At 49.5% G+C, this 20,032-nt stretch carries 19 protein-coding genes and 2 tRNA genes; 16 read left to right on the top strand and 5 right to left on the bottom strand.

Annotated elements, in window-relative coordinates; genetic code table 11:
* Nucleotides 1–71: 71 nt before the first annotated feature.
* Complete coding sequence (gene leuS / locus HMPREF2551_RS02655; RefSeq protein ID WP_070837012.1) at nt 72–2,702, bottom strand: leucine--tRNA ligase; 2,631 nt, start codon at nt 2,700–2,702, stop codon at nt 72–74.
* A 209-nt stretch (nt 2,703–2,911) separates the two neighbouring features.
* On the opposite strand from leuS, the gene dnaJ reads away from it, so the two are divergent.
* The 3 genes from dnaJ to HMPREF2551_RS02640 all read left to right on the top strand — a co-directional run bounded on the left by dnaJ (nt 2,912) and on the right by HMPREF2551_RS02640 (nt 5,600).
* Nucleotides 2,912–4,063: a molecular chaperone DnaJ gene (dnaJ, locus tag HMPREF2551_RS02650; RefSeq protein ID WP_049322586.1), complete on the top strand. Its 1,152-nt coding sequence runs from the start codon at nt 2,912–2,914 to the stop codon at nt 4,061–4,063.
* Nucleotides 4,064–4,360: 297 nt separating this feature from the next.
* Nucleotides 4,361–4,939: a TMEM165/GDT1 family protein gene (locus tag HMPREF2551_RS02645; protein ID WP_070837011.1), complete on the top strand. Its 579-nt coding sequence runs from the start codon at nt 4,361–4,363 to the stop codon at nt 4,937–4,939.
* Between the two features lies 1 nt (nt 4,940).
* Complete coding sequence (locus tag HMPREF2551_RS02640) at nt 4,941–5,600, top strand: TIGR01621 family pseudouridine synthase (RefSeq protein WP_070837010.1); 660 nt, start codon at nt 4,941–4,943, stop codon at nt 5,598–5,600.
* 63 nt (nt 5,601–5,663) lie between these two features.
* Here HMPREF2551_RS02640 and HMPREF2551_RS02635 read toward each other — a convergent pair whose 3' ends face one another.
* Nucleotides 5,664–6,590 carry a LysR family transcriptional regulator gene (locus tag HMPREF2551_RS02635; protein WP_070837009.1) on the bottom strand — a complete coding sequence of 309 codons (927 nt, stop codon included), beginning with the start codon at nt 6,588–6,590 and terminating at the stop codon, nt 5,664–5,666.
* A gap of 175 nt (nt 6,591–6,765) precedes the next feature.
* On the opposite strand from HMPREF2551_RS02635, the gene HMPREF2551_RS02630 reads away from it, so the two are divergent.
* The 6 genes from HMPREF2551_RS02630 (at nt 6,766) to HMPREF2551_RS02605 (ending at nt 11,627) form a co-directional block, all read left to right on the top strand.
* Nucleotides 6,766–7,515: a Nif3-like dinuclear metal center hexameric protein gene (locus tag HMPREF2551_RS02630; RefSeq protein WP_070837008.1), complete on the top strand. Its 750-nt coding sequence runs from the start codon at nt 6,766–6,768 to the stop codon at nt 7,513–7,515.
* Between the two features lie 123 nt (nt 7,516–7,638).
* Nucleotides 7,639–8,220 carry a ubiquinol-cytochrome c reductase iron-sulfur subunit gene (gene petA, locus HMPREF2551_RS02625; RefSeq protein WP_049335346.1) on the top strand — a complete coding sequence of 194 codons (582 nt, stop codon included), beginning with the start codon at nt 7,639–7,641 and terminating at the stop codon, nt 8,218–8,220.
* Between the two features lie 18 nt (nt 8,221–8,238).
* Entirely contained in the window at nt 8,239–9,588 is a 1,350-nt protein-coding gene (locus HMPREF2551_RS02620; RefSeq protein WP_003681866.1) for a cytochrome b, read from the top strand.
* 14 nt (nt 9,589–9,602) lie between these two features.
* Nucleotides 9,603–10,391 carry a cytochrome c1 gene (locus tag HMPREF2551_RS02615; protein ID WP_003748257.1) on the top strand — a complete coding sequence of 263 codons (789 nt, stop codon included), beginning with the start codon at nt 9,603–9,605 and terminating at the stop codon, nt 10,389–10,391.
* 214 nt (nt 10,392–10,605) lie between these two features.
* The gene (locus HMPREF2551_RS02610) at nt 10,606–11,211 is read left to right on the top strand and encodes a glutathione S-transferase N-terminal domain-containing protein (protein ID WP_003685910.1); all 606 of its coding nucleotides are present in this window, start codon (nt 10,606–10,608) and stop codon (nt 11,209–11,211) included.
* Nucleotides 11,212–11,222: 11 nt separating this feature from the next.
* Nucleotides 11,223–11,627: a ClpXP protease specificity-enhancing factor gene (locus HMPREF2551_RS02605; protein ID WP_070837007.1), complete on the top strand. Its 405-nt coding sequence runs from the start codon at nt 11,223–11,225 to the stop codon at nt 11,625–11,627.
* A gap of 139 nt (nt 11,628–11,766) precedes the next feature.
* Here the strand turns inward: HMPREF2551_RS02605 and HMPREF2551_RS02600 are convergent.
* The 3 genes from HMPREF2551_RS02600 to HMPREF2551_RS02590 form a co-directional block, all read right to left on the bottom strand.
* Nucleotides 11,767–11,842 (bottom strand) — tRNA-Ala (locus HMPREF2551_RS02600).
* Nucleotides 11,843–11,848: 6 nt separating this feature from the next.
* Nucleotides 11,849–11,925, bottom strand: a tRNA-Met gene (locus HMPREF2551_RS02595).
* Nucleotides 11,926–12,031: 106 nt separating this feature from the next.
* The gene (locus tag HMPREF2551_RS02590; RefSeq protein WP_070837006.1) at nt 12,032–13,183 is read right to left on the bottom strand and encodes a class I SAM-dependent methyltransferase; all 1,152 of its coding nucleotides are present in this window, start codon (nt 13,181–13,183) and stop codon (nt 12,032–12,034) included.
* Nucleotides 13,184–13,584: 401 nt separating this feature from the next.
* Here HMPREF2551_RS02590 and mraZ point away from each other — a divergent pair, with 401 nt between their 5' ends.
* The 7 genes from mraZ to HMPREF2551_RS02555 all read left to right on the top strand — a co-directional run bounded on the left by mraZ (nt 13,585) and on the right by HMPREF2551_RS02555 (nt 20,026).
* Nucleotides 13,585–14,040, top strand: coding sequence for a division/cell wall cluster transcriptional repressor MraZ (gene mraZ, locus HMPREF2551_RS02585; protein WP_003748265.1), 456 nt, complete (start codon nt 13,585–13,587; stop codon nt 14,038–14,040).
* Nucleotides 14,037–14,999 carry a 16S rRNA (cytosine(1402)-N(4))-methyltransferase RsmH gene (gene rsmH / locus HMPREF2551_RS02580; protein ID WP_070837005.1) on the top strand — a complete coding sequence of 321 codons (963 nt, stop codon included), beginning with the start codon at nt 14,037–14,039 and terminating at the stop codon, nt 14,997–14,999. The genes mraZ and rsmH overlap by 4 nt, the downstream gene beginning before the upstream one ends.
* A 61-nt stretch (nt 15,000–15,060) precedes the next feature.
* The gene (ftsL, locus tag HMPREF2551_RS02575) at nt 15,061–15,324 is read left to right on the top strand and encodes a cell division protein FtsL (protein WP_003681879.1); all 264 of its coding nucleotides are present in this window, start codon (nt 15,061–15,063) and stop codon (nt 15,322–15,324) included.
* A gap of 74 nt (nt 15,325–15,398) precedes the next feature.
* Nucleotides 15,399–17,147, top strand: a complete 1,749-nt coding sequence (locus tag HMPREF2551_RS02570; protein ID WP_070837004.1) for a peptidoglycan D,D-transpeptidase PBP2 — start codon at nt 15,399–15,401, stop codon at nt 17,145–17,147.
* Between the two features lie 26 nt (nt 17,148–17,173).
* Nucleotides 17,174–18,652, top strand: a complete 1,479-nt coding sequence (locus HMPREF2551_RS02565) for a UDP-N-acetylmuramoyl-L-alanyl-D-glutamate--2,6-diaminopimelate ligase (protein ID WP_070837003.1) — start codon at nt 17,174–17,176, stop codon at nt 18,650–18,652.
* 180 nt (nt 18,653–18,832) lie between these two features.
* The gene (locus HMPREF2551_RS02560) at nt 18,833–19,354 is read left to right on the top strand and encodes a M23 family metallopeptidase (protein ID WP_070837002.1); all 522 of its coding nucleotides are present in this window, start codon (nt 18,833–18,835) and stop codon (nt 19,352–19,354) included.
* A 111-nt stretch (nt 19,355–19,465) separates the two neighbouring features.
* Nucleotides 19,466–20,026: a hypothetical protein gene (locus HMPREF2551_RS02555; RefSeq protein WP_036493431.1), complete on the top strand. Its 561-nt coding sequence runs from the start codon at nt 19,466–19,468 to the stop codon at nt 20,024–20,026.
* Nucleotides 20,027–20,032 lie beyond the last annotated feature (6 nt).

The following is a 20,032-nucleotide window of genomic DNA, read 5'->3' as shown; positions in this document are numbered from 1 at the left end:
TCGTCTGAAAACCCTGTTTCCAAGTTTTCAGACGACCTTTCCTAATTATAGCAATCAATGCCGAATCAGCTTTACACCACGATGTTCACCAGTCTGCCCGGTACGACGATGATTTTCTTCGCAGGCTTGCCTTCCATGAATTTCACTGCGCCTTCGTTGGCGAGTGCGGCGGCTTCGAGGTCGGCTTTGGAGGCGTCGGCGGCAACGGTGATTTTGCCGCGCAGTTTGCCGTTGACTTGAACCATGACTTCGATTTCGGATTTGACCAAAGCGGCCTCATCGACTGTCGGCCAGCCTGCTTCCCACAGTTTTGCGCCGTTCAATTCGCTCCATAGGGTTTCGCAGATGTGCGGCACAATCGGCCACAGCAGGCGTACGACGACTTCCAATACTTCTTGGGCGACGGCTCGGCCTTGTTCGCCGTTGGTGTCGGTTTTGTCGTATTGGTTGAGCAGTTCCATCACGGCGGCGATGGCGGTGTTGAACTGCTGACGGCGGCCGTAGTCGTCGCTGACTTTGGCGATGGTGGAATGCAGTTTGTGGCGCAGGTCTTTGAGTTCTTTAGACAAACCGTCTTGGCTGTCTGCGAACGCTTTGACTGCTTCACCTTGTTTCAGGTATTCGTAAACGGTACGCCACAGACGACGCAGGAAGCGGTGCGCGCCTTCGACGCCGCTGTCGCTCCATTCGAGGGACTGTTCGGGCGGTGCGGCAAACATCATGAACAGGCGGGCGGTGTCTGCGCCGTAGGCGTTAATCAGTTCTTGCGGATCGACGCCGTTGTTTTTGGACTTGGACATTTTTTCCGTGCCGCTGATGACGACGGGCAGGCCGTCGGCTTTGAGGACGGCGGAAACGGGGCGGCCTTTGTCGTCGAAAGTCAGCTCGACATCGGCGGGGTTGATCCAGTCTTTGCTGCCTTTGTCGTTTTCACGGTAGTAGGTTTCGCAGACGACCATGCCTTGCGTGAGCAGGCGTTCAAACGGTTCGTCAACATTGACCAAGCCTTCGTCGCGCATCAGTTTGGTGAAGAAGCGCGCGTATAAGAGGTGCAAAATCGCATGTTCGATACCGCCGATGTATTGGTCGACCGAGCCCCAGTATTTCGTGGCTTCAGCCGATACCATGCCTTCTGCGAACTTGGGCGACATGTAGCGGAAGAAATACCAGCTCGATTCCATGAAGGTGTCCATGGTGTCGGTTTCGCGTTTTGCCGCGCCGCCGCAGCATGGGCAGGTGGTTTCGTAAAATTCGGGCATTTTTGCCAGCGGCGAACCCATGCCGTCGGGGACGACGTTTTCGGGCAAAACGACGGGCAGTTGGTCGGCTGGGACGGGTACGTCGCCGCATTTTTCGCAATGGACGATGGGAATCGGGCAGCCCCAGTAGCGTTGGCGCGAAATACCCCAGTCGCGCAGGCGGTATTGGGTTTTCGGTTCGCCTGCGTCTTGGCTTTGCAGCTTGGCGGCGATGGCGTCGAAGGCCGTCTGAAAATTCATGCCGTCCAAGTCGCCGCTGTTGACCAATACGCCGTTTTCTTTGTCGCCGTACCATTCTTGCCATTGGTTTGCGTCGAATGCGTTGTCGCCGACGGCAATCACTTGTTTTTTCGGCAGATTGTATTTGGTGGCGAACTCAAAATCGCGTTCGTCGTGTGCCGGAACCGCCATCACTGCGCCGTCGCCGTAGCCCCACAATACATAGTTGGCAATCCACACTTCCAGCTTGTCGCCGTTGAGCGGGTTGACGACGTAGCGGCCGGTCGGCACGCCTTTTTTCTCCATTGTCGCCATGTCGGCTTCGGCAACGGAGCCGGCTTTGCATTCGGCGATAAACTCTTGCAATCCAGGTTTGTCGGCGGCTGCGGCGGTTGCCAGCGGATGCTCGGCGGCAACGGCAACATAAGTCGCGCCCATCAGCGTGTCGGGGCGGGTGGTATAAACTTGCAGGAATTTCGCGTAATCGCCTTCCAGGCCTTGTTTGCTGTCGTCTGAAACGGCGAAGCGCACGGTCATACCGCGTGATTTGCCGATCCAGTTGCGCTGCATGGTTTTAACTTGTTCCGGCCAGTGTTCCAGCTTGTCCAAATCGTTGAGCAGCTCTTCGGCGTAATCCGTGATTTTGAAGTAATACATCGGGATTTCGCGTTTTTCGATCAACGCGCCCGAACGCCAGCCGCGCCCGTCGATAACTTGCTCGTTGGCAAGGACGGTTTGGTCGACTGGATCCCAGTTCACCGTGCCGTTTTTGCGATAGACGATGCCTTTTTCAAACAGCTTGGTAAACAGCCATTGTTCCCAGCGGTAGTATTCGGGTTTGCAGGTGGCAACTTCGCGCTCCCAGTCAATCGCAAAACCCAGGCTTTTGAGCTGGGTTTTCATGTATTCGATGTTGTCATAAGTCCAAGCGGCAGGGGCGACGTTGTTTTTCATCGCCGCGTTTTCCGCCGGCATGCCGAACGCGTCCCAACCCATAGGCTGCATGACGTTGAAGCCGTTTAAGCGTTTGAAGCGGCTCAATACGTCGCCGATGGTGTAGTTGCGCACATGCCCCATGTGCAGCTTGCCGCTGGGGTAGGGGAACATGGAGAGGCAGTAGTATTTGGGTTTGGAAGCGTCTTCGGAGACGTTGAAAATACGGGCATCGTCCCATTTTTTCTGCGCCGCAGGCTCGATGGCGGCGGGTTGGTAATGTTCTTGCATGGTCATTCTGTTTTTCGCTTGAAAACGTTGGAAAAATAAAGATGGGATTATAGCAGGTTGTCGGGCCTGTCGGTTTGACAAAGGCCGTCTGAATGTTTGGATGTCGGAAAAGCACAATTTCAGACAGCCTTGAAAATACTGACTTGAGTTTTTGATACTCGCCCACATATCCCACCCAGTTTGAATTCATTCTTAACACTATCAAAATTATGAGCAATAAAGATTTTTACGAAACACTTGGTGTTGCCCGCAGCGCTAGCGACGATGAAATCAAAAAAGCCTACCGCAAGCTGGCAATGAAATACCATCCCGACCGCAACCCTGACAACAAAGAAGCGGAAGAAAAATTTAAAGAAGTCCAAAAAGCTTACGATACCTTGTCAGACAAGGAAAAACGCGCCATGTACGACCAATACGGCCATGCCGCGTTTGAGCAGGGCATGGGCGGCGGCGCGGGCGGATTCGGCGGTTTTGGCGGGTTCGGCGGCGCGCAAGGCTTCGATTTTTCCGATATTTTCAGCCAAATGTTCGGCGGCGGTGCCGGCGGCCGCCAGCCGGATTACAGCGGTGCGGACTTGCAGGTCGGTATAGAGATTTCGCTTGAAGAAGCCGCCAAAGGCGTGAAAAAACGCATCAATATTCCGACTTACGAAGAATGTGATGTCTGCCACGGCTCAGGTGCCAAACCGGGTACATCCGCATCGACTTGTTCGACCTGTCACGGCTCAGGCACGGTACATGTCCGCCAAGCCATTTTCCAAATGCAGCAGACTTGTCCGACTTGTCACGGTACAGGCAAAGAAATCAAAGATCCTTGCGTCAAATGCCGTGGCGAAGGCCGCACCAAAACCAGCAAAACGGTTGAAGTCAACATTCCGGCAGGCATCGACGACGGTCAACGCATCCGCTTGAGCGGCGAGGGCGAGCCGGGTCAACACGGCGCGCCGGCAGGCGATTTGTACGTCAATGTCCGCGTGAGACAGCACAAAATTTTCGAGCGCAACGGCTTGGACCTGCATTGCGAGTTGCCGATCAGCTTTGCCATTGCCGCATTGGGTGGTGAAGTCGAAGTGCCGACTTTGGACGGCAAAGTCAAACTGCACATTCCGAAAGAAACGCAAACCGGCCGCCGTATGCGCGTGAAAGGTAAAGGCATTAAGTCTCTGCGTTCCAGCTCGACCGGCGATTTGTACTGCCACATTTTGGTTGAAACTCCGGTTAACCTGACCGACCGTCAGAAAGAGTTGCTGGAAGAATTTGAAAAAATCTCCTCCGGTCTCAATCTCAGCCAAACCCCGCGCAAAAAATCGTTTTGGGAAAAAGTAGGCGAAAAAGTAGGCGATTTGTTCTCCGATAATTAATCGCTGTGAAAAAGGCCGTCTGAAACCTGATTGAATGAGGTTTCAGACGGCCTTTTGTTTTTCTTTTTGTTGCTTCAAGCCATGGTTTGTCTTACAATGCGCGCTTCACTCTTACGGGAGTAGCCATTCGGCGCAATGCCGAAACCGTTGTCAACATAATCGGCTTGTGCGGCCGTGGCAGCGGTATCTTCTCTGCTTTATCGGAAGACAGGCAAGACGTAAGCGTTGTCCATACCCTTGCGGGCGGTATGCACAGCGCTTTTTGTTTGCCCGCTTTTCGGTTGAGTATCTTAAATCATGGAAGCTTTTTTCTCTTCGACGCTGGGCGTTGCCATTGCCGAAATCGGCGATAAAACGCAATTGCTCGCGCTCTTTTTGGCAGCACGTTTTGCCCACAAAAACGCGATTGTTGCCGGTATCTTTATTGCAACCCTGTTGAACCATCTTGTTTCAGCCGCAATCGGTGTCTGGCTGGCATCCACTATTTCGCCCGAAGTCATGAAATGGGTGGTCGGTGGCAGCTTTATTGCGGTCGGTTTATGGCTGCTGCTGCCGGACAAAGACGAAGACCCTGACAGCAAGTGGCTGAAATACGGCGCATTTACGGCGACGGTCGTCCTGTTTTTCTTGGCGGAAATCGGCGATAAAACGCAGATTGCGACGGTTCTTTTGGCGGCAAAATACCAATCTATCCTGCTGGTCGTGGTCGGCAGTATTGCCGGTTTGATGATTGCTTCTGTGCCTGCCGTGTATTTGGGCGAAATGCTGATGCGCAAAATTCCGGCCAAAGCAGTACGCATTGCCGCATGTATCTTGTTCTGTCTGCTGGGTATTTTGACCCTGCTTGGCGACGGTATCGTGTTGAAGGCCGTCTGAAATGTGGGACATTGTTTTTGAACACAAAGACTTTGTGGTCATCAATAAGCCTTGCGGCGTATCGGTGCACAGCGAATCGGAAGGGGATGTTTGCCTGACCGCATCGCTGGTGCAGCAGCTCGGCGTTGAACGCGTGTGGCTGGTTCACCGTTTGGACAAAGCCACCAGCGGCCTGTTGCTGCTTGCGCTTAACCGCAACAGCGCGGCCGCTTTGTCGGTGCAGTTTGCCGAGAAAACCATGCGTAAAACTTATTTGGCACTCGGTACGCACAAGCCTGCGAAAAAGCAGGGCTGGGTAAAAGGCGGTATGGCGCGTTCGCGGCGCGGTACATGGAAGCTGACGCGTGATGAGGATAATTTTGCCGTTACCCGTTTCAGCAGCCAAAGCCTGAAGCCCGGTTTGCGCCTGTTTGTGTTGCAACCGTTTACCGGCAAAACCCATCAGCTGCGCGTGGCCATGAAAAGCATAGGCAGTCCGATTTTGGGTGATACGCTGTATGGCGGCGATGAGGCGGAACATCTGTTTCTGCACGCTTGGCGTTTGGTTTTCGACTATCGTGGCGAGCATTTCGATATTCGGGTTGCTCCCGATAAAACATGGCCGTCTGAAATCGATTTGTCGGCGTGTTTGGGTTCGGATGAATCTGAAGAGAAGCAGTGAAATTTTTGTGTATTGAAAAGGCCGTCTGAAAATTGTTCAGACGGCCTTTTGATTGTTTCAAGTTTACATTTCCAATTCGCTCAAACCCGGCAAGTCGGCAAAACAGCGGTCATGCGTGATTTGGCAGAAGTTGTCCAAATAGCCTTTGTTGGCGTCTTCCGTACGAATGGCGGCATAAAGTTTGCTTTGCAGGCCGTTTGAAGTGATTTTTCGATGAACGACGTAGCCTTTTTCCAAATACGGCATGACCGTCCAGTAGGGCAGGGCGGCGATGCCGCGTTTGCTGGCAACCAATTGAATAATGGCAATGGTCAGCTCGCTGTGGCGGCGCGGCGGATTAATGCCTTTGGGCAACAGCACTTTTTTGGGCAAGTCCAGCATTTCGTCGGGGACGGGATAAGTAATCAGGGTTTCGTCGATAAAATCTTCGGCTTCCCAAACGTCTTTGTCGGCAAGCGGGTGGTCTTCTGCGCAGATGCCGACCATTTCATAGGCAAACAGAGGGCGGTAGCTGATGCCGTTGAGCGGCTCGGCTTCGGAAACGATGGCAAGGTCGGCGCGGTGTTGCAGCAGCAGCCCGACTGGATCGGCTTGGAAACCGGAAACGATGTCCAATTCAACTTGCGGCCATAAGGGGCGGAACTCGCCCATGGCAGGCATCAGCCAGTCAAAGCAGGTGTGGCATTCGACGGCAAGCCTGAGTTCGCCGGCTTCGCCTTCGATAATCCGCACCAAATCACGTTCGGCGGCGGCAACCTGAGGCAACAGTTCGCGCGCCAGTTGCAACAGGCGCATACCGGCAGGTGTGAAGCGCAAAGGTGTGGATTTGCGTTCAAACAACGGCGTTTCGTAATAATTTTCCAAGGCGCGGATTTGGTGCGACAGGGCGGATTGGGTCAGGAAAACCCGTTTGGCGGCAAGGGAAACGCTGCCGGTTTCTTCTAAAGCCAGCAAGGTTTTGAGATGACGCAATTCGATAATAGAGTCCATGTGTTTTCAGACGGCCTGTGGGTAAGGTGGCGTATATTAAAATAATTCATGATGATGTGCAAATGATTAATGTTGGGAATGATTGCTGAAATCGGAATGTAAGAATTTGAGGCATAAACAGATTTTGCGGTTAGAATGCGAAGCTGTTTTTGAAGATAGATATAAGGAGCGGAATATGGCTTTACGCCGCGAAATTCTGGCTTGGTGCGATGAGACATTGCAGGTCGGGTTGTTTAAGGACTATGCGCCCAACGGTTTACAGGTCGAAGGCAAAGAAGAAATTGCCAAAATCGCCACTTCGGTTACCGCCAGCAAAGCGGCAATCGATTTTGCCGTAGGGCAGGGGGCGGATCTGCTTTTGGTTCACCACGGTATGTTTTGGAAAAGCGAGCCTGTCACGATTACCGGTTGGAAAAAAGCACGCATTGAAACCTTGCTGCAACACCAAATCAATATGGCGGGCTACCACCTGCCACTGGATGCACACCCGCAATTGGGTAATAACGCGCAGTTGGCCGAGAAACTCGATTGGGTACTCGAAAAACAATTCGGCGAGCAAAACCTGTTGAATACAGGCCGTCTGAAAACCACGCAAACATTGGCGCAGTTGTCTGAACGCATTGAGGCGGTATTCGGCCGCAAACCGACCGTTATCGGCGATCTTGAACGCGAAATCAAACGCATTGCCTGGTGCAGCGGCGGTGCGCAGGGATTTTTTCAGACGGCCGCAGACGAAGGTGTTGATGCGTATCTGACCGGTGAAATTTCCGAAGCGCAATATCATCTTGCCAACGAAACGGGTGTGGCATTTATCAGTGCCGGCCACCACGCGACAGAACGTTACGGCGTCCGCGCCTTAGGCGATGCCGTGGCAGAAAAATTCGGTATCGAAGTGGTTCACTTTGATGAAAACAATCCTGCCTGAGTATTGAGCAATATCATAAAAACTTTACCTTATTTTAAATAATGCTTTGAGTATTACAACAAACTAGGTAGAATTACGCTGTTTAATGGCTCGGTATTCCCAAAAATTTAGGACGACTGAATAATGGATAATCAAGAAATCAACAACGGCCGCCGCCGTTTCCTGACACTGGCTACTTGCGGTGCAGGCGGTGTGGCGGCTCTGGGCGTAGCTACGCCCTTCGTGGCCAGCTTCTTCCCATCGGAGAAAGCTAAGGCTGCCGGTGCTGCTGTCGAAGTAGATGTCAGCAAAATCGAAGCAGGCCAAATGCTGACTGCCGAATGGCAGGGTAAACCGATTTGGCTAGTCAACCGCACAGATCAACAGCTCAAAGACTTGAAAAGTTTGGATGGCGCAGTTACGGATCCTAATTCCGAAGTGGATCAGCAACCGGAATATGCTAAAAACGAGCATCGTTCGATCAAGCCGAACCTCCTCGTCGCTATCGGTATCTGTACCCACCTGGGTTGCTCTCCGACTTACCGTCCCGACGTTGCCCCTGCGGATTTGGGCGCAGACTGGAAAGGCGGCTTCTTCTGCCCGTGCCACGGTTCGAAATTCGACATGGCAGGCCGCGTATATAAAGGTGTTCCTGCACCGACCAACTTGGTTGTACCGCCTTACAAATATCTGAGCGATACAACTGTTTTGGTGGGCGAAGACTAAAAATAAGGAACGATAATTATGGCAAACCAAACCAATAGCAAAGCAAAAGCATTGTTAGGCTGGATGGACGCTCGCTTCCCTCTGTCTAAAATGTGGAATGAGCATTTGGCTCAATACTATGCGCCGAAGAACTTCAACTTCTGGTATTACTTCGGCTCTTTGGCCCTGCTTGTCCTTGTGATTCAAATCGTCAGCGGTATTTTCCTGACCATGAACTACAAACCGGACGGCAACCTGAACGCCTACCATCTGCCTGCTGCCTTTACCGCAGTAGAGTACATTATGCGCGACGTGTCCGGCGGTTGGATTATCCGCTACATGCACTCCACCGGTGCATCTTTCTTCTTCATCGTCGTTTATCTGCACATGTTCCGCGGTCTGATTTATGGTTCGTACAAAAAACCTCGTGAATTGGTGTGGATTTTCGGTTCCCTGATTTTCTTGGCATTGATGGCAGAAGCCTTTATGGGTTACCTGTTGCCTTGGGGTCAAATGTCCTTCTGGGGTGCGCAGGTAATTATTAACCTGTTCTCCGCCATCCCTGTTATCGGTCCTGATTTGTCCACTTGGATTCGTGGTGACTTCAACGTTTCCGACGTTACTCTGAACCGCTTCTTCGCCCTGCACGTTATCGCCGTACCGCTGGTGTTGCTCGGCTTGGTTGTGGCTCACATCATCGCCCTGCACGAAGTGGGTTCTAACAACCCTGACGGTGTTGAAATCAAGAAAAACAAAGACGAAAACGGTATTCCACGCGATGGTATCCCATTCCATCCTTACTACACCGTTAAAGACATCTTGGGTGTCGTTGTATTCCTGATTGTCTTCTGTTCTGTATTGTTCTTTGCACCTGAAGGCGGCGGCTACTTCCTCGAAGCGCCGAACTTTGATGCAGCGAATGCGCTGAAAACACCTCCGCACATTGCGCCGGTATGGTACTTCACTCCGTTCTATGCAATTCTGCGTGCGATTCCTTCCTTTGCCGGTACTCAGGTATGGGGCGTAATCGGTATGGGTGCAGCAGTTGTCCTGATTGCCTTGTTGCCTTGGTTGGATAAAGGCGAAGTTAAATCTGTCCGCTATCGCGGCCCAATCTTCAAAACTGCGTTGGTTCTGTTCATCATTGCCTTCATCGGTTTGGGTATTTTGGGTGCAATGGTAGCAACTGATACTCGTACTTTGGTTGCACGTATCCTGTCTTTCGTCTACTTTGCATTCTTCCTGGGTATGCCGTTCTATACCAAACTGGATACCAACAAACCAGTTCCTGAACGCGTAACCATGAGCACTACTAAACAAAAAATTATGTTCTTTGTTTATGTCGGTATTACCGTTGTTGGTGCTTACTTGTTTGCAACCAATATCTGATGAGGGCAGCGAAAATGAAACAAACTCTGAAAAACTGGTTTGCTGCCTTATTGCTGGCAGTGCCTATGAGTGCAGCCGTCGCCAGCGGCGGCCATGCAAACTATGAAAAAGTCGACATCGACCTGCGTGACCAAGTCAGCCTGCAGCACGGTGCGCAAATCTTTACAAACTACTGTTTGTCTTGCCACTCTGCAAGCGGTATGCGCTTCAACCGTCTGAAAGACATCGGTTTGACTGAAGATGAAATCAAGAAAAACCTGATGTTCACAACAGACAACGTTGGTGACGTGATGGTAGCGGCCATGGATCCGAAAGATGCTTCCAAATGGTTGGGTGCGCCTCCACCGGATTTGACCCTAATCGCCCGTTCTAAAGGTGCGGACTACCTGTACGCTTATATGCGTGGCTTCTATAAAGACCCAACTCGTCCGACCGGTTGGAACAATACCGTTTTGGCCGGCGCGAGTATGCCTCACCCATTGTGGGAGCAACAAGGTGTTCAAGCCGTTGAGTTGGATGCCAAAGGTCAGCCCGTTATGATTAAAGACGAGCATGGCAATCTGACTCCTAAACTGTATTGGGAATCTACCGGTCTGCACAGCCGTCGTCTGCCTAACGGTAAAGTAATCCAAAAAGAGTACGATGCTTATGTGCGCGATTTGGTAAACTACCTGGTATACATGGGCGAGCCTGCTCAATTGCAACGCCACCGTATCGGTTACATGGTTTTGACATTCCTGTTTGCCGTAATGTTGCCGTTGGCGTACTTCCTGAAAAAAGAATTCTGGAAAGACGTTCATTAATTCTTTTGAATCAAAAAGGCAAACCTGTTTCAGGTTTGCCTTTTTTGTTTGCTTGATTAATTTATGTCGAATCAATGCAAATCTAAAAATTACTTAATATAAACAGCGCATTATTTTAAATTTATGGATTAAGTATTTGAAATTATGTATAATTCTTTCTGAATTTTTATAAGGCTTAAGGCCGTCTGAAAAGATTGATCAGGAGTAGAAGATTATGATGACTTTGTATTCGGGTATTACTTGTCCATTCAGCCAACGTTGCCGTTTTGTGCTGTACGAAAAAGGCATGGATTTTGAAATCAAAGATGTGGACGTGTTCAATAAACCGGAAGACTTGGCTTTGATGAATCCGTATAACCAAGTACCGGTCTTGGTTGAGCGTGATCTGATTTTGCACGAATCAAACATCATCAACGAATACATTGACGAGCGTTTCCCTCATCCTCAATTGATGCCGGGTGATCCTGTTATGCGCGGTCGCGGCCGTTTGGTGCTGTACCGTATGGAAAAAGAACTGTTCAGCTTGGTGCAAGTGTTGGAAAACCCTGAGTCCACCAATAAAGAACAGGCTAAAGCGCGTGAAGCCATTGGCAATGGCTTGACCTTGCTGGCACCGTCTTTTGCTAAAAACAAATATATTTTGGGCGATGACTTCTCCATGATCGATGTTGCCTTGTCCCCGCTGTTGTGGCGTTTGGATTATTACGACATCAAACTGGGCAAATCTGCCGCGCCTTTGCTGAAGTACGCGGAACGTATTTTCCAACGCGAAGCCTTCATTGAGGCATTGACTCCGGCTGAAAAAGCCATGCGCCGCTAAAGGATGGGTTTATGGCGATTTCAACCAAACCGTATTTGTTGCGCGCTTTGTATGAATGGTGCTTGGATAATAACCAAACACCACACATCGTCGCTTGGGTAAACGAACATACCCGCGTTCCGATGCAGTATGTACGTGACAATGAGATTGTTTTAAATATTGGCCCTACAGCCAGCCATAATTTAAATATCGACAATGAATGGGTCAATTTCTCTGCCCGTTTTTCCGGCGTAGCGCATGAGATTTGGATTCCGGTCGGTCATATTGTCAGTATATTTGGCCGTGAAAGTGGAGAGGGTATGGGTTTCGAGGTAGAACCATATCAGCCTGCTTCTACCAGTTCTGCTGCAACGGAAGATAAAAAAGCTGAATCTGCGGAAGAAAAACCGAAAAAAGTATTGAAGCTTGTGAAGTAATCAAAGATAAAAGGCCGTCTGAAATGTTTCAGACGGCCTTTATTGATTAGGTATTGAAGGGAAGCTCTGATGTCTTATCTGGTTATTAATTAAGCCAAACAAAAAAGCTCTTGTGTTTAACAAGAGCTTTTTTATTTAGTGGTGGAGGTAAGCGGGATCGAACCGCTGACCTCTTGCATGCCATGCAAGCGCTCTACCAACTGAGCTATACCCCCGAAATTTGGTGGCGAATCAGGGATTCGAACCCCGGACACAAGGATTATGATTCCTCTGCTCTAACCGACTGAGCTAATTCGCCGTTTCGTGAAGTCGCTATTATAGTTTTTTTTGAATATTTGGCAAGCGCTAATTTTGATTTTTTTTATTTCTTGTTGTTTTTAAAAAATAAAAAGTAGATGGTCGAGTTATAGTTTATGGCAAATATCGCCGTGAACGAAGCCTGTCCAATCGATATCGATGTCTTTGCCAAAAGCGATCACTTTAAAAAGCTCGCCCATTTCGTGCTGATGGATCAGTTTTTGTACTGCGGCGGCGGCTTGGATGTATTCAATTGAATCCGGACTGCCGATTTGCGCCAGCAGATCAGTGATGCCGAGATTGAGCAGGAAATAAGATTGGGGCAGGTAGCCGATTAAATCCAAACCTGATTCCGTGCCGGCGCGTGCAATATCGGTGAAATTGACATGTGCGGTCAGATCGGTCAGGCCGATGTTGAAAAATGGGTCGTGGATGGTGTGGTGGCGATAGTGGCCGATAAATGTGCCTTCTTTGCGTTGCGGATGGTAATACTGGGCGGCATCGAAGCCGTAATCGATAAATATCATGCCACCGCGTTGCAATTTGGCAGCCAGGGTTTGGATAAAGGCATATTGTGCTGGATGCAGCTCGCTTGTGTATGAAGGGAGGGGAGGGAAATACAAGGCGGCTGTTTGTATCAGTTCGGCTTGGGCCAATGGTCTGATGGCTTCGATTAGCTTGTCATTCTCTAAGCTGACGCCGATTTGTTGAAACCCTTTATCTTTATAAATCAAGCGTTCCACCGGCATGGCATCCAATACTTCGTTGCCGATGATGATGCCGTCAAAGTGTTCGGGTAATGCGGTGAGGTGGATGATTTTGGCGGCTGCTTCGGGAGATGTGTGCTCAAGAATATGTTGACGTTGTCTTTCTGCAAGCTCTGCCGACAGCTCAATAATGTAGTAATGATTTAGGCCGTCTGAAAGATTTTGTAACAAAGTAGCGGCAAGATGGCCTGTGCCTGCACCAAATTCGTAGATATTGCCTGCTGTTTGCGGCAGTAATTCGGCAAGTTGTCTGGCAAGGGTTTGCCCGAATAAGGGAGATAGGGTGGGGGCGGTAATGAAGTCGCCGTCCGTGCCGATTTTATGGCTGCCTCCGCTATAATAGCCGTATTGGGGTGTGTAAAGGGCAAGCTCCATAAATCGGGAGAAAGGTATCCAGTTTTGATGTTGTTCAATTTCGTTTTTAATGAGCTTAGTCAGGTGTGCTGAAGAGGCTTGTGCGTCAGGGGAGGGGAGGGGGAGTTGTGGCTTCATGACTGTTAGATAATGTAAAAAATTTGAATTTGTTTGTATATTATAGCTGCTTACGGAATGGGTGGTAATTGAGTATAAAAATACTATATGTAGTATTTTTATAATATAAATAATACTATATCTAGTATATTATGCTAAACGAAATGCTTAATAAATCCATATGTCATTCATTATTGCGTATATAAACTATTGAATTTTAAGCATTTAGTGTTTCATTTCAGATAAGAAACGGATTTGACCTGATTGCCAAAATTTCTTATAGTGTCGGTTAGTGGGGCATAGTGGGTGAAAGTGGTTACTTTTTCCTGAAATGTGTCCTGTTGAAGCGAAAACGAAATATTTTAGGAAGGTGGGATTTTTAATCTCACTCTGTTTTATTTTAATCGAATTTGGGGTGTGATGTGTTTGGCGGTGCTCATGAATTGAGTATGGACAGTAAGGGGCGGTTGGCGATTCCTGCCAAATTCCGCGATATTTTGCTGCGCCGTTATACGCCTGCAATTGTGGTTACCCTGGATTCCCGAAAAAAATTATTGATGTACCCGGAGCCCGTTTGGGAGGAAAAAGCTGAGCAGATTCTGAAGTTGAAAGTAGCCGGCAATGAATCTTTGCAACGGTATCAGAATCTGCTGCTGCACAATGCGGAGATTTTGGAGTGGGACAGCGCCGGACGTGTTTTGATCCCGGCTAATCTGCGCAAACGTGTAGATTTTGAAAAAGAAGTTACTTTGGTTGGCCGTGCAAACCGTATGGAGTTGTGGGGCCGCGAACATTGGGAAGAGGAAATGAATCAGGCTTTGGATATCGATCCTGACGAATTGGCTTTCCAATTGAGTCAAACGGATTTGCAATTGTGAGTAAAGTTGAAAATTATCAGCATGTTACTGTCTTGTTGCATGAGGCGGTGGATGCGTTGGCAATCCGTGAAGACGGGATTTATGTGGACGGTACGTTCGGTAGGGGAGGGCATTCCCGGCTGATTTTGTCGCGTTTGGGTGAGCAGGGTCGTTTGGTTGTTTTTGATAAAGACCCCGAGGCGATTGCGGTAGCCAATGAGTTGGCGGCGCAAGATAAGCGTGTCCGTGTCGTACACAATGGTTTTGAAACATTTCAGACGGCCTTGGATGAATTGGGCATCGATAAGATTGACGGTGCGCTTTTTGATTTGGGGATTTCGTCGCCGCAAATTGACGATGGCAGCCGCGGATTCAGTTTCCGCTTTGATGCGCCGTTGGATATGCGGATGGATCCGACCCGCGGGATGTCTGCGGCGGAATGGATTGCAACCGCATCCGAACAGGATTTACACGAGGTTATTAAGAATTATGGTGAAGAGCGGTTTAGTCGCCAGATTGCGCGCGCCATTGTTGCGCAACGGGAGGAAAGTCCCATCGATACAACCCGCAAGCTGGCGCAGCTTGTGGCGCAAAACGTCCGTACTCGCGAGCGCGGACAAGACCCTGCAACGCGCACCTTCCAAGCAGTTCGCATCTTTATTAACCGCGAGCTCGAAGAGGTAGAGGCAGTTTTGCCGCAGGTTGCAGGCCGTCTGAAAGAGGGTGGACGCTTGGCTGTCATTGCGTTCCATTCTTTGGAAGACAGAATTGTGAAGCAGTTTATTAAAAAATATTCGCAACATGCGCCTTTGCCCCGTTGGGCAGTGGTCAAGGAAGCGGATTTGCCTCAGCCGCCTTTGAAGGCTGTGGGCAAAGCAATCAAACCGGGTTCAGCAGAGACTGAAGCCAATCCGCGTGCGCGCAGTGCGGTTTTGCGTGTAGCGGAGCGCAGTAGCGGCGAATTTTCGGTTGTTGACTAGGGAAGCGTTTCGGCATTGTCGCAAGGGATGTTTCTGTTGACAGGCCGTCTGAAAGTTTGAAATGGGTAAGTTGAATATTTTATTACTGGTTTTGGTGACGGTTTCGGCCTTTGCCGTAGTGTTTAAGCAAAACCAGTCGCGCTTGCACTTTATCGAGTTGGATAAGGCGCAAAAGCGGGAAATTCAGTTGGAACAGGATTACGCGCGCTTGAAGCTGGAGCAGGCAAGATTGGCCAACCACAAACTGATTAAAGTGGCGGCCGAAAAGCAACATCTGCTTCCGCCGGGTGCGCATAATACGGCTATGCTGGAACGCAAAAAATAAGAATATAGCCTTGTTTTCAAGGTGTTTACGGGAATTAATAGCTCACTGAGCAGCTAAGTCATGAGAAGTCCAACATGTTAATTAAGAACGAATATAAACCTCAAATGCTGTCTGGAACCACAAAAACAAAAAAACCGCTGACAAGTAACGGACGTATCGGTTTGGTGCTGGGCGCCGTTGCACTGGCATTTACCGGTCTGTTGGTGCGCGGGGTTTATCTGCAAACCAGTCAGCATGAGTTTTTGAAAAATCAGGGCGACCAACGTTTTGTGCGCACGCTTCCGCTGCCTGCATCACGCGGTATGATTACCGATCGTAATGGTGCTACATTGGCGTTGAGTGCGCCTACCGAATCATTGTATGCCATGCCTTCCGGTATGGAGGAAATGCCGACTGACGAGCAGTTGGAGAAACTGTCGGCCATTGCCGATGTGCCTGTTGAAGTGTTAAAAAATAAATTGTCTAAAAAAGACAAAGGCTTCATCTATCTGAAGCGTCAACTCAGCTACGAAAAAGCGGAAGAAATCAAAGCATTGGGCATTAAAGGCATCGCCTTCCAAAAAGAATTGAAACGCCATTATCCGATGGGCAATCTGTTTGCGCACGTTATCGGTTTTACCAATATCGACGGCAAAGGTCAGGAGGGCTTGGAGCTTTCCCGTGAAGACAGCCTGCGCGGCGAAGATGGTGCGAAAGTCGTATTGCGCGACAACAAAGGCAACATCGTAGACAGCCTCGACTCTCCTCGCAACAGCGTGCCTAAAAACGGCCAAGACATGATTTTGTCTTTGGATCAGCGCATTCAGACGCTGGCTTACGAGGAGTTGAACAAAGCTGTGGCTTATCACAAGGCCAAAGCGGGTACGGTTGTGGTATTGGATGCGCAAACCGGCGAAATTTTGGCGTTGGTCAACAGCCCGGCTTACGATCCGAATCAGCCCGGCCAAGCCAATAGCGAACAGCGCCGCAACCGCGCCGTAACCGACATGATCGAACCAGGTTCTGCCATGAAGCCGTTTACCATTGCCAAAGCGCTGGATTCCGGCAAAGTGGATACGACCGATACATTCAACACCTTGCCTTACAAAATCGGCCCGGCCACCGTACAAGACACCCACGTTTATCCTACTTTGGATGTACGCGGCATCATGCAAAAATCTTCCAACGTCGGCACCAGTAAGCTTTCTGCCATGTTTACGCCTAAAGAAATGTACGATTTCTATCATGATTTGGGTGTGGGCGTGCGCATGCATTCAGGCTTCCCGGGTGAAACGGCAGGTTTGTTGAGAAGCTGGCGCAGATGGCAAAAAATCGAACAGGCAACCATGTCTTTCGGTTATGGCCTGCAATTGAGCCTGTTGCAATTGGCGCGTGCCTATACTGTCTTGACCCATGACGGCGAATTGTTGCCGGTCAGCTTTGAAAAACAAGCGGTTGCCCCTAAAGGCAAGCGCGTCATCAAAGCCTCTACCGCAAAAAAAGTGCGCGAGTTGATGGTTTCCGTTACTGAGGCCGGCGGTACCGGTACTGCAGGTGCGGTGGATGGTTTCGACGTAGGTGCGAAAACCGGTACGGCGCGTAAACTGGTCAATGGCCGCTATGTGGACAACAAACACGTCGGTACGTTCATCGGTTTTGCTCCGGCTAAGAATCCACGCGTGATTGTGGCCGTTACCATCGACGAACCGACTGCCAACGGCTATTACGGCGGCGTGGTTGCCGGTCCCGTATTCAAAGAAGTCATGAGCGGAAGCTTGAACATCTTGGGCGTTTCCCCGACTAAGCCTTTAAGTAATACCGCTACCGTCAAAGTACCGTCATAATCCAAACAATCAAAGAGATATTGTTTATGTTCAGCAAGTTAACCCCCTTGGCTGAAACCAACTTTCCGCCTCTGCTGTGTGAAAACGCAGCAGGGCGTTTGTTGCATTCAGACAGCCGACAAATTAAGCAGGGTGACATTTTCGTTGCCTGTCAGGGCGAATATTCAGACGGCCGCAGCTATATTCCTGCCGCCATTGCCAACGGTGCAACCTTTGTTTTTTGGGACGACGACGGCAAATTTGCGTGGAATCCCGAATGGAAAGTCCCCAATCAAGGCATCAAAGATTTGAAACACCGTGCCGGCATGTTGGCGGCACAAGTTTACGGCAACGTTTCAGACGGCCTCAAAGTCTGGGGCGTAACCGGTACCAACGGCAAAACCTCCATCACACAATGGCTGGCGCAAGCCGCCGATTTATTGGGCGAAAAAACCGCCATTATCGGCACGGTCGGCAACGGTTTTTGGGGTGCATTGGAAGAAACCACGCACACCACCCCCGCCCCCGTCGATGTCCAAACCCTGCTCTACCGCTTCCGTCAACAAGGCGCAATAGCCGCCGCGATGGAAGTCTCCAGCCACGGCCTTGACCAATCGCGTGTCAACGGCGTGCCATTCCGCAGTGCAATCTTCACCAACCTCACCCGCGACCACCTCGACTACCACGGCACGATGGAAGCATACGGCGCCATCAAGTCGCGTCTGTTTTACTGGCATGACCTGCAACACGCCATCATCAATGTCGATGATGAATACGGCGCAGAACTCGCAGGCCGTCTGAAAAAAGACTGTCCCGATTTAGCCGTTTACGGCTATGGTTTCAGCGAGCAAGCCGATATCCGCATTACCGATTTCACCGCTTCTTCAGACGGCATGGAAGCCGTATTCCAAACACCATGGGGCGAAGGAAAATGCCGTACCCGTCTGCTTGGACGATTCAACGCGCAAAACCTCGCCGCCTGCATCGCCTTGCTTTGTGCCAACGGTTATCCTCTTGATAACGTTTTGGAAGTATTGGCAAAAATCCGTCCTGCTTCAGGCCGCATGGACTGCATTATGAACAGCGGCAAGCCCTTGGTCGTTGTCGATTACGCCCACACACCTGACGCATTGGAAAAAGCACTCTCCACCTTGCAGGAAATCAAACCGCAGGGCGCGGCTTTATGGTGCGTATTTGGCTGCGGCGGCAACCGAGACCGTGGCAAACGCCCATTGATGGGCGCAGCAGCCGTACAGGGCGCGGATAAAGTTGTTGTAACCAGCGACAATCCACGCTTGGAAAATCCGCAAGACATCATCAACGATATTTTGCCTGCCGTCCCTAATCCTGAACGCGTCGAAGTTGATCGTGCCGTTGCCATCCGTTATGCGGTTGAGCAGGCTGCTGCGAACGACATCATTCTGATTGCCGGTAAAGGGCATGAAAACTATCAGGATATACAAGGCGTGAAGCACCATTTCTCCGATTTTGAAATCGCAGAAAAAGCATTGGCAGAGCGCGGATAGACTATATCGCAAATGTTCAGACGGCCCGAAACCTTAAGGCCGTCTGAAAAAGATTTAACCATATAAAACAAAAGCAAAACGACACACGCATTACGGCACGTCAGCCATTAAACCCATCACAGTTGTTTGTTTCGGAAGACTTTTTAACAAGGCCGTCTGAACAACAAGGAGACCGATTTGATGCTGAAAATGCCGACAAAAACCTTATTAATCAGTGCAGCCGTAGTTTTATTCGCAGGCTGTGCCACCAAACAACTTCCGCGTCCTACTGCCGAAATCGAGCAGTTGAGGGCGCAACAGCCTCCAGCCGAGCAAAGCCTGCCTAATCCTGTTAAAGGCAAACGTTTTGACGACACTTGGGGCGCAGCGCGCAGTCAGGGGCGCAGGCATGAAGGTGTGGATATTTTTGCTAAGAAAAACACGCCGATACGCAGTACTACGCCCGGTATCGTAACCAAAATTGGGCGCAACCTATTGGGCGGTAAAGTTATCGGTATTCAAGGGCCGGGTGCGTGGCATTACTATGCCCACCTGAATAAATTTGCCCGTATCCGCTTATATGAGCGAGTCAAAGAAGGGCAGGTCATCGGCTATGTCGGTAAAACCGGCAACGCCAGGACTACACCGGCCCACCTGCATTACGGCGTGTATCTGCCCAGCGGCGCGGTGAATCCGTATCCGCTGATTAATCAGAGCAGATAGAGGCCGTCTGAATTAAATATGGTTTTTTAGATTGTCTTGTATTTTCTTATTAATTTATTTTTAATAAGATTTAGTGGGTAAGTTTTAAATTAAGGATTTTAGGATTGAAAAATGAATAGAAAATTATTGTTAGGTTTGCTTTGTATCGTATTTTCTATAGATATTTCTGCAAAAACCAGAAATGTTCCAGTTTCTCAGAGTAATATGCAGCTTAAAGAATTATTGTTGATTTTCTCAGACACGAAGCAGCCTGAAGTAGGGACTGAGGCAGACCGGTACCATATTAAGGGTATGAAATGGCAGTATGGCAACCTAAAAAAAGAGAAGAATATGTATAACTCCAGTCGAATAAAGGTCAAAACTTTGAAAGATAGTGAAGTTATTATACATGGTCGAGATGGTTATATTAATTCAATTGATTTATCAAGCTCATATCCGAATAAACAATTTAAAAAAATTTTGGAAGCTAATTTGGGTAAGGGAGTAGTGAAGGAGTTGGTGGGTTGTAGAAGTGAATTTATACCAACGGAAAAAGCCTATCAAATCAGTTTTAAAAATAGGGCGGTTATTTATGTGAATGCGGATGCAAATTTTGATTCTGAGCCATTTATGTCTCCGTTATACACGCTTTTTCAATTTAGCTTGACGCGACCAAGCCATTGGAAGTGTTAATCTAAA

It is taken from the genome of Neisseria sp. HMSC066H01, assembly GCF_001837375.1.
In the GTDB taxonomy this organism is placed as follows: Bacteria; Pseudomonadota; Gammaproteobacteria; order Burkholderiales; family Neisseriaceae; genus Neisseria.
Note: the sequence above shows the minus strand (reverse complement) of the source record. Positions and strands in the feature narration are given on the sequence as shown.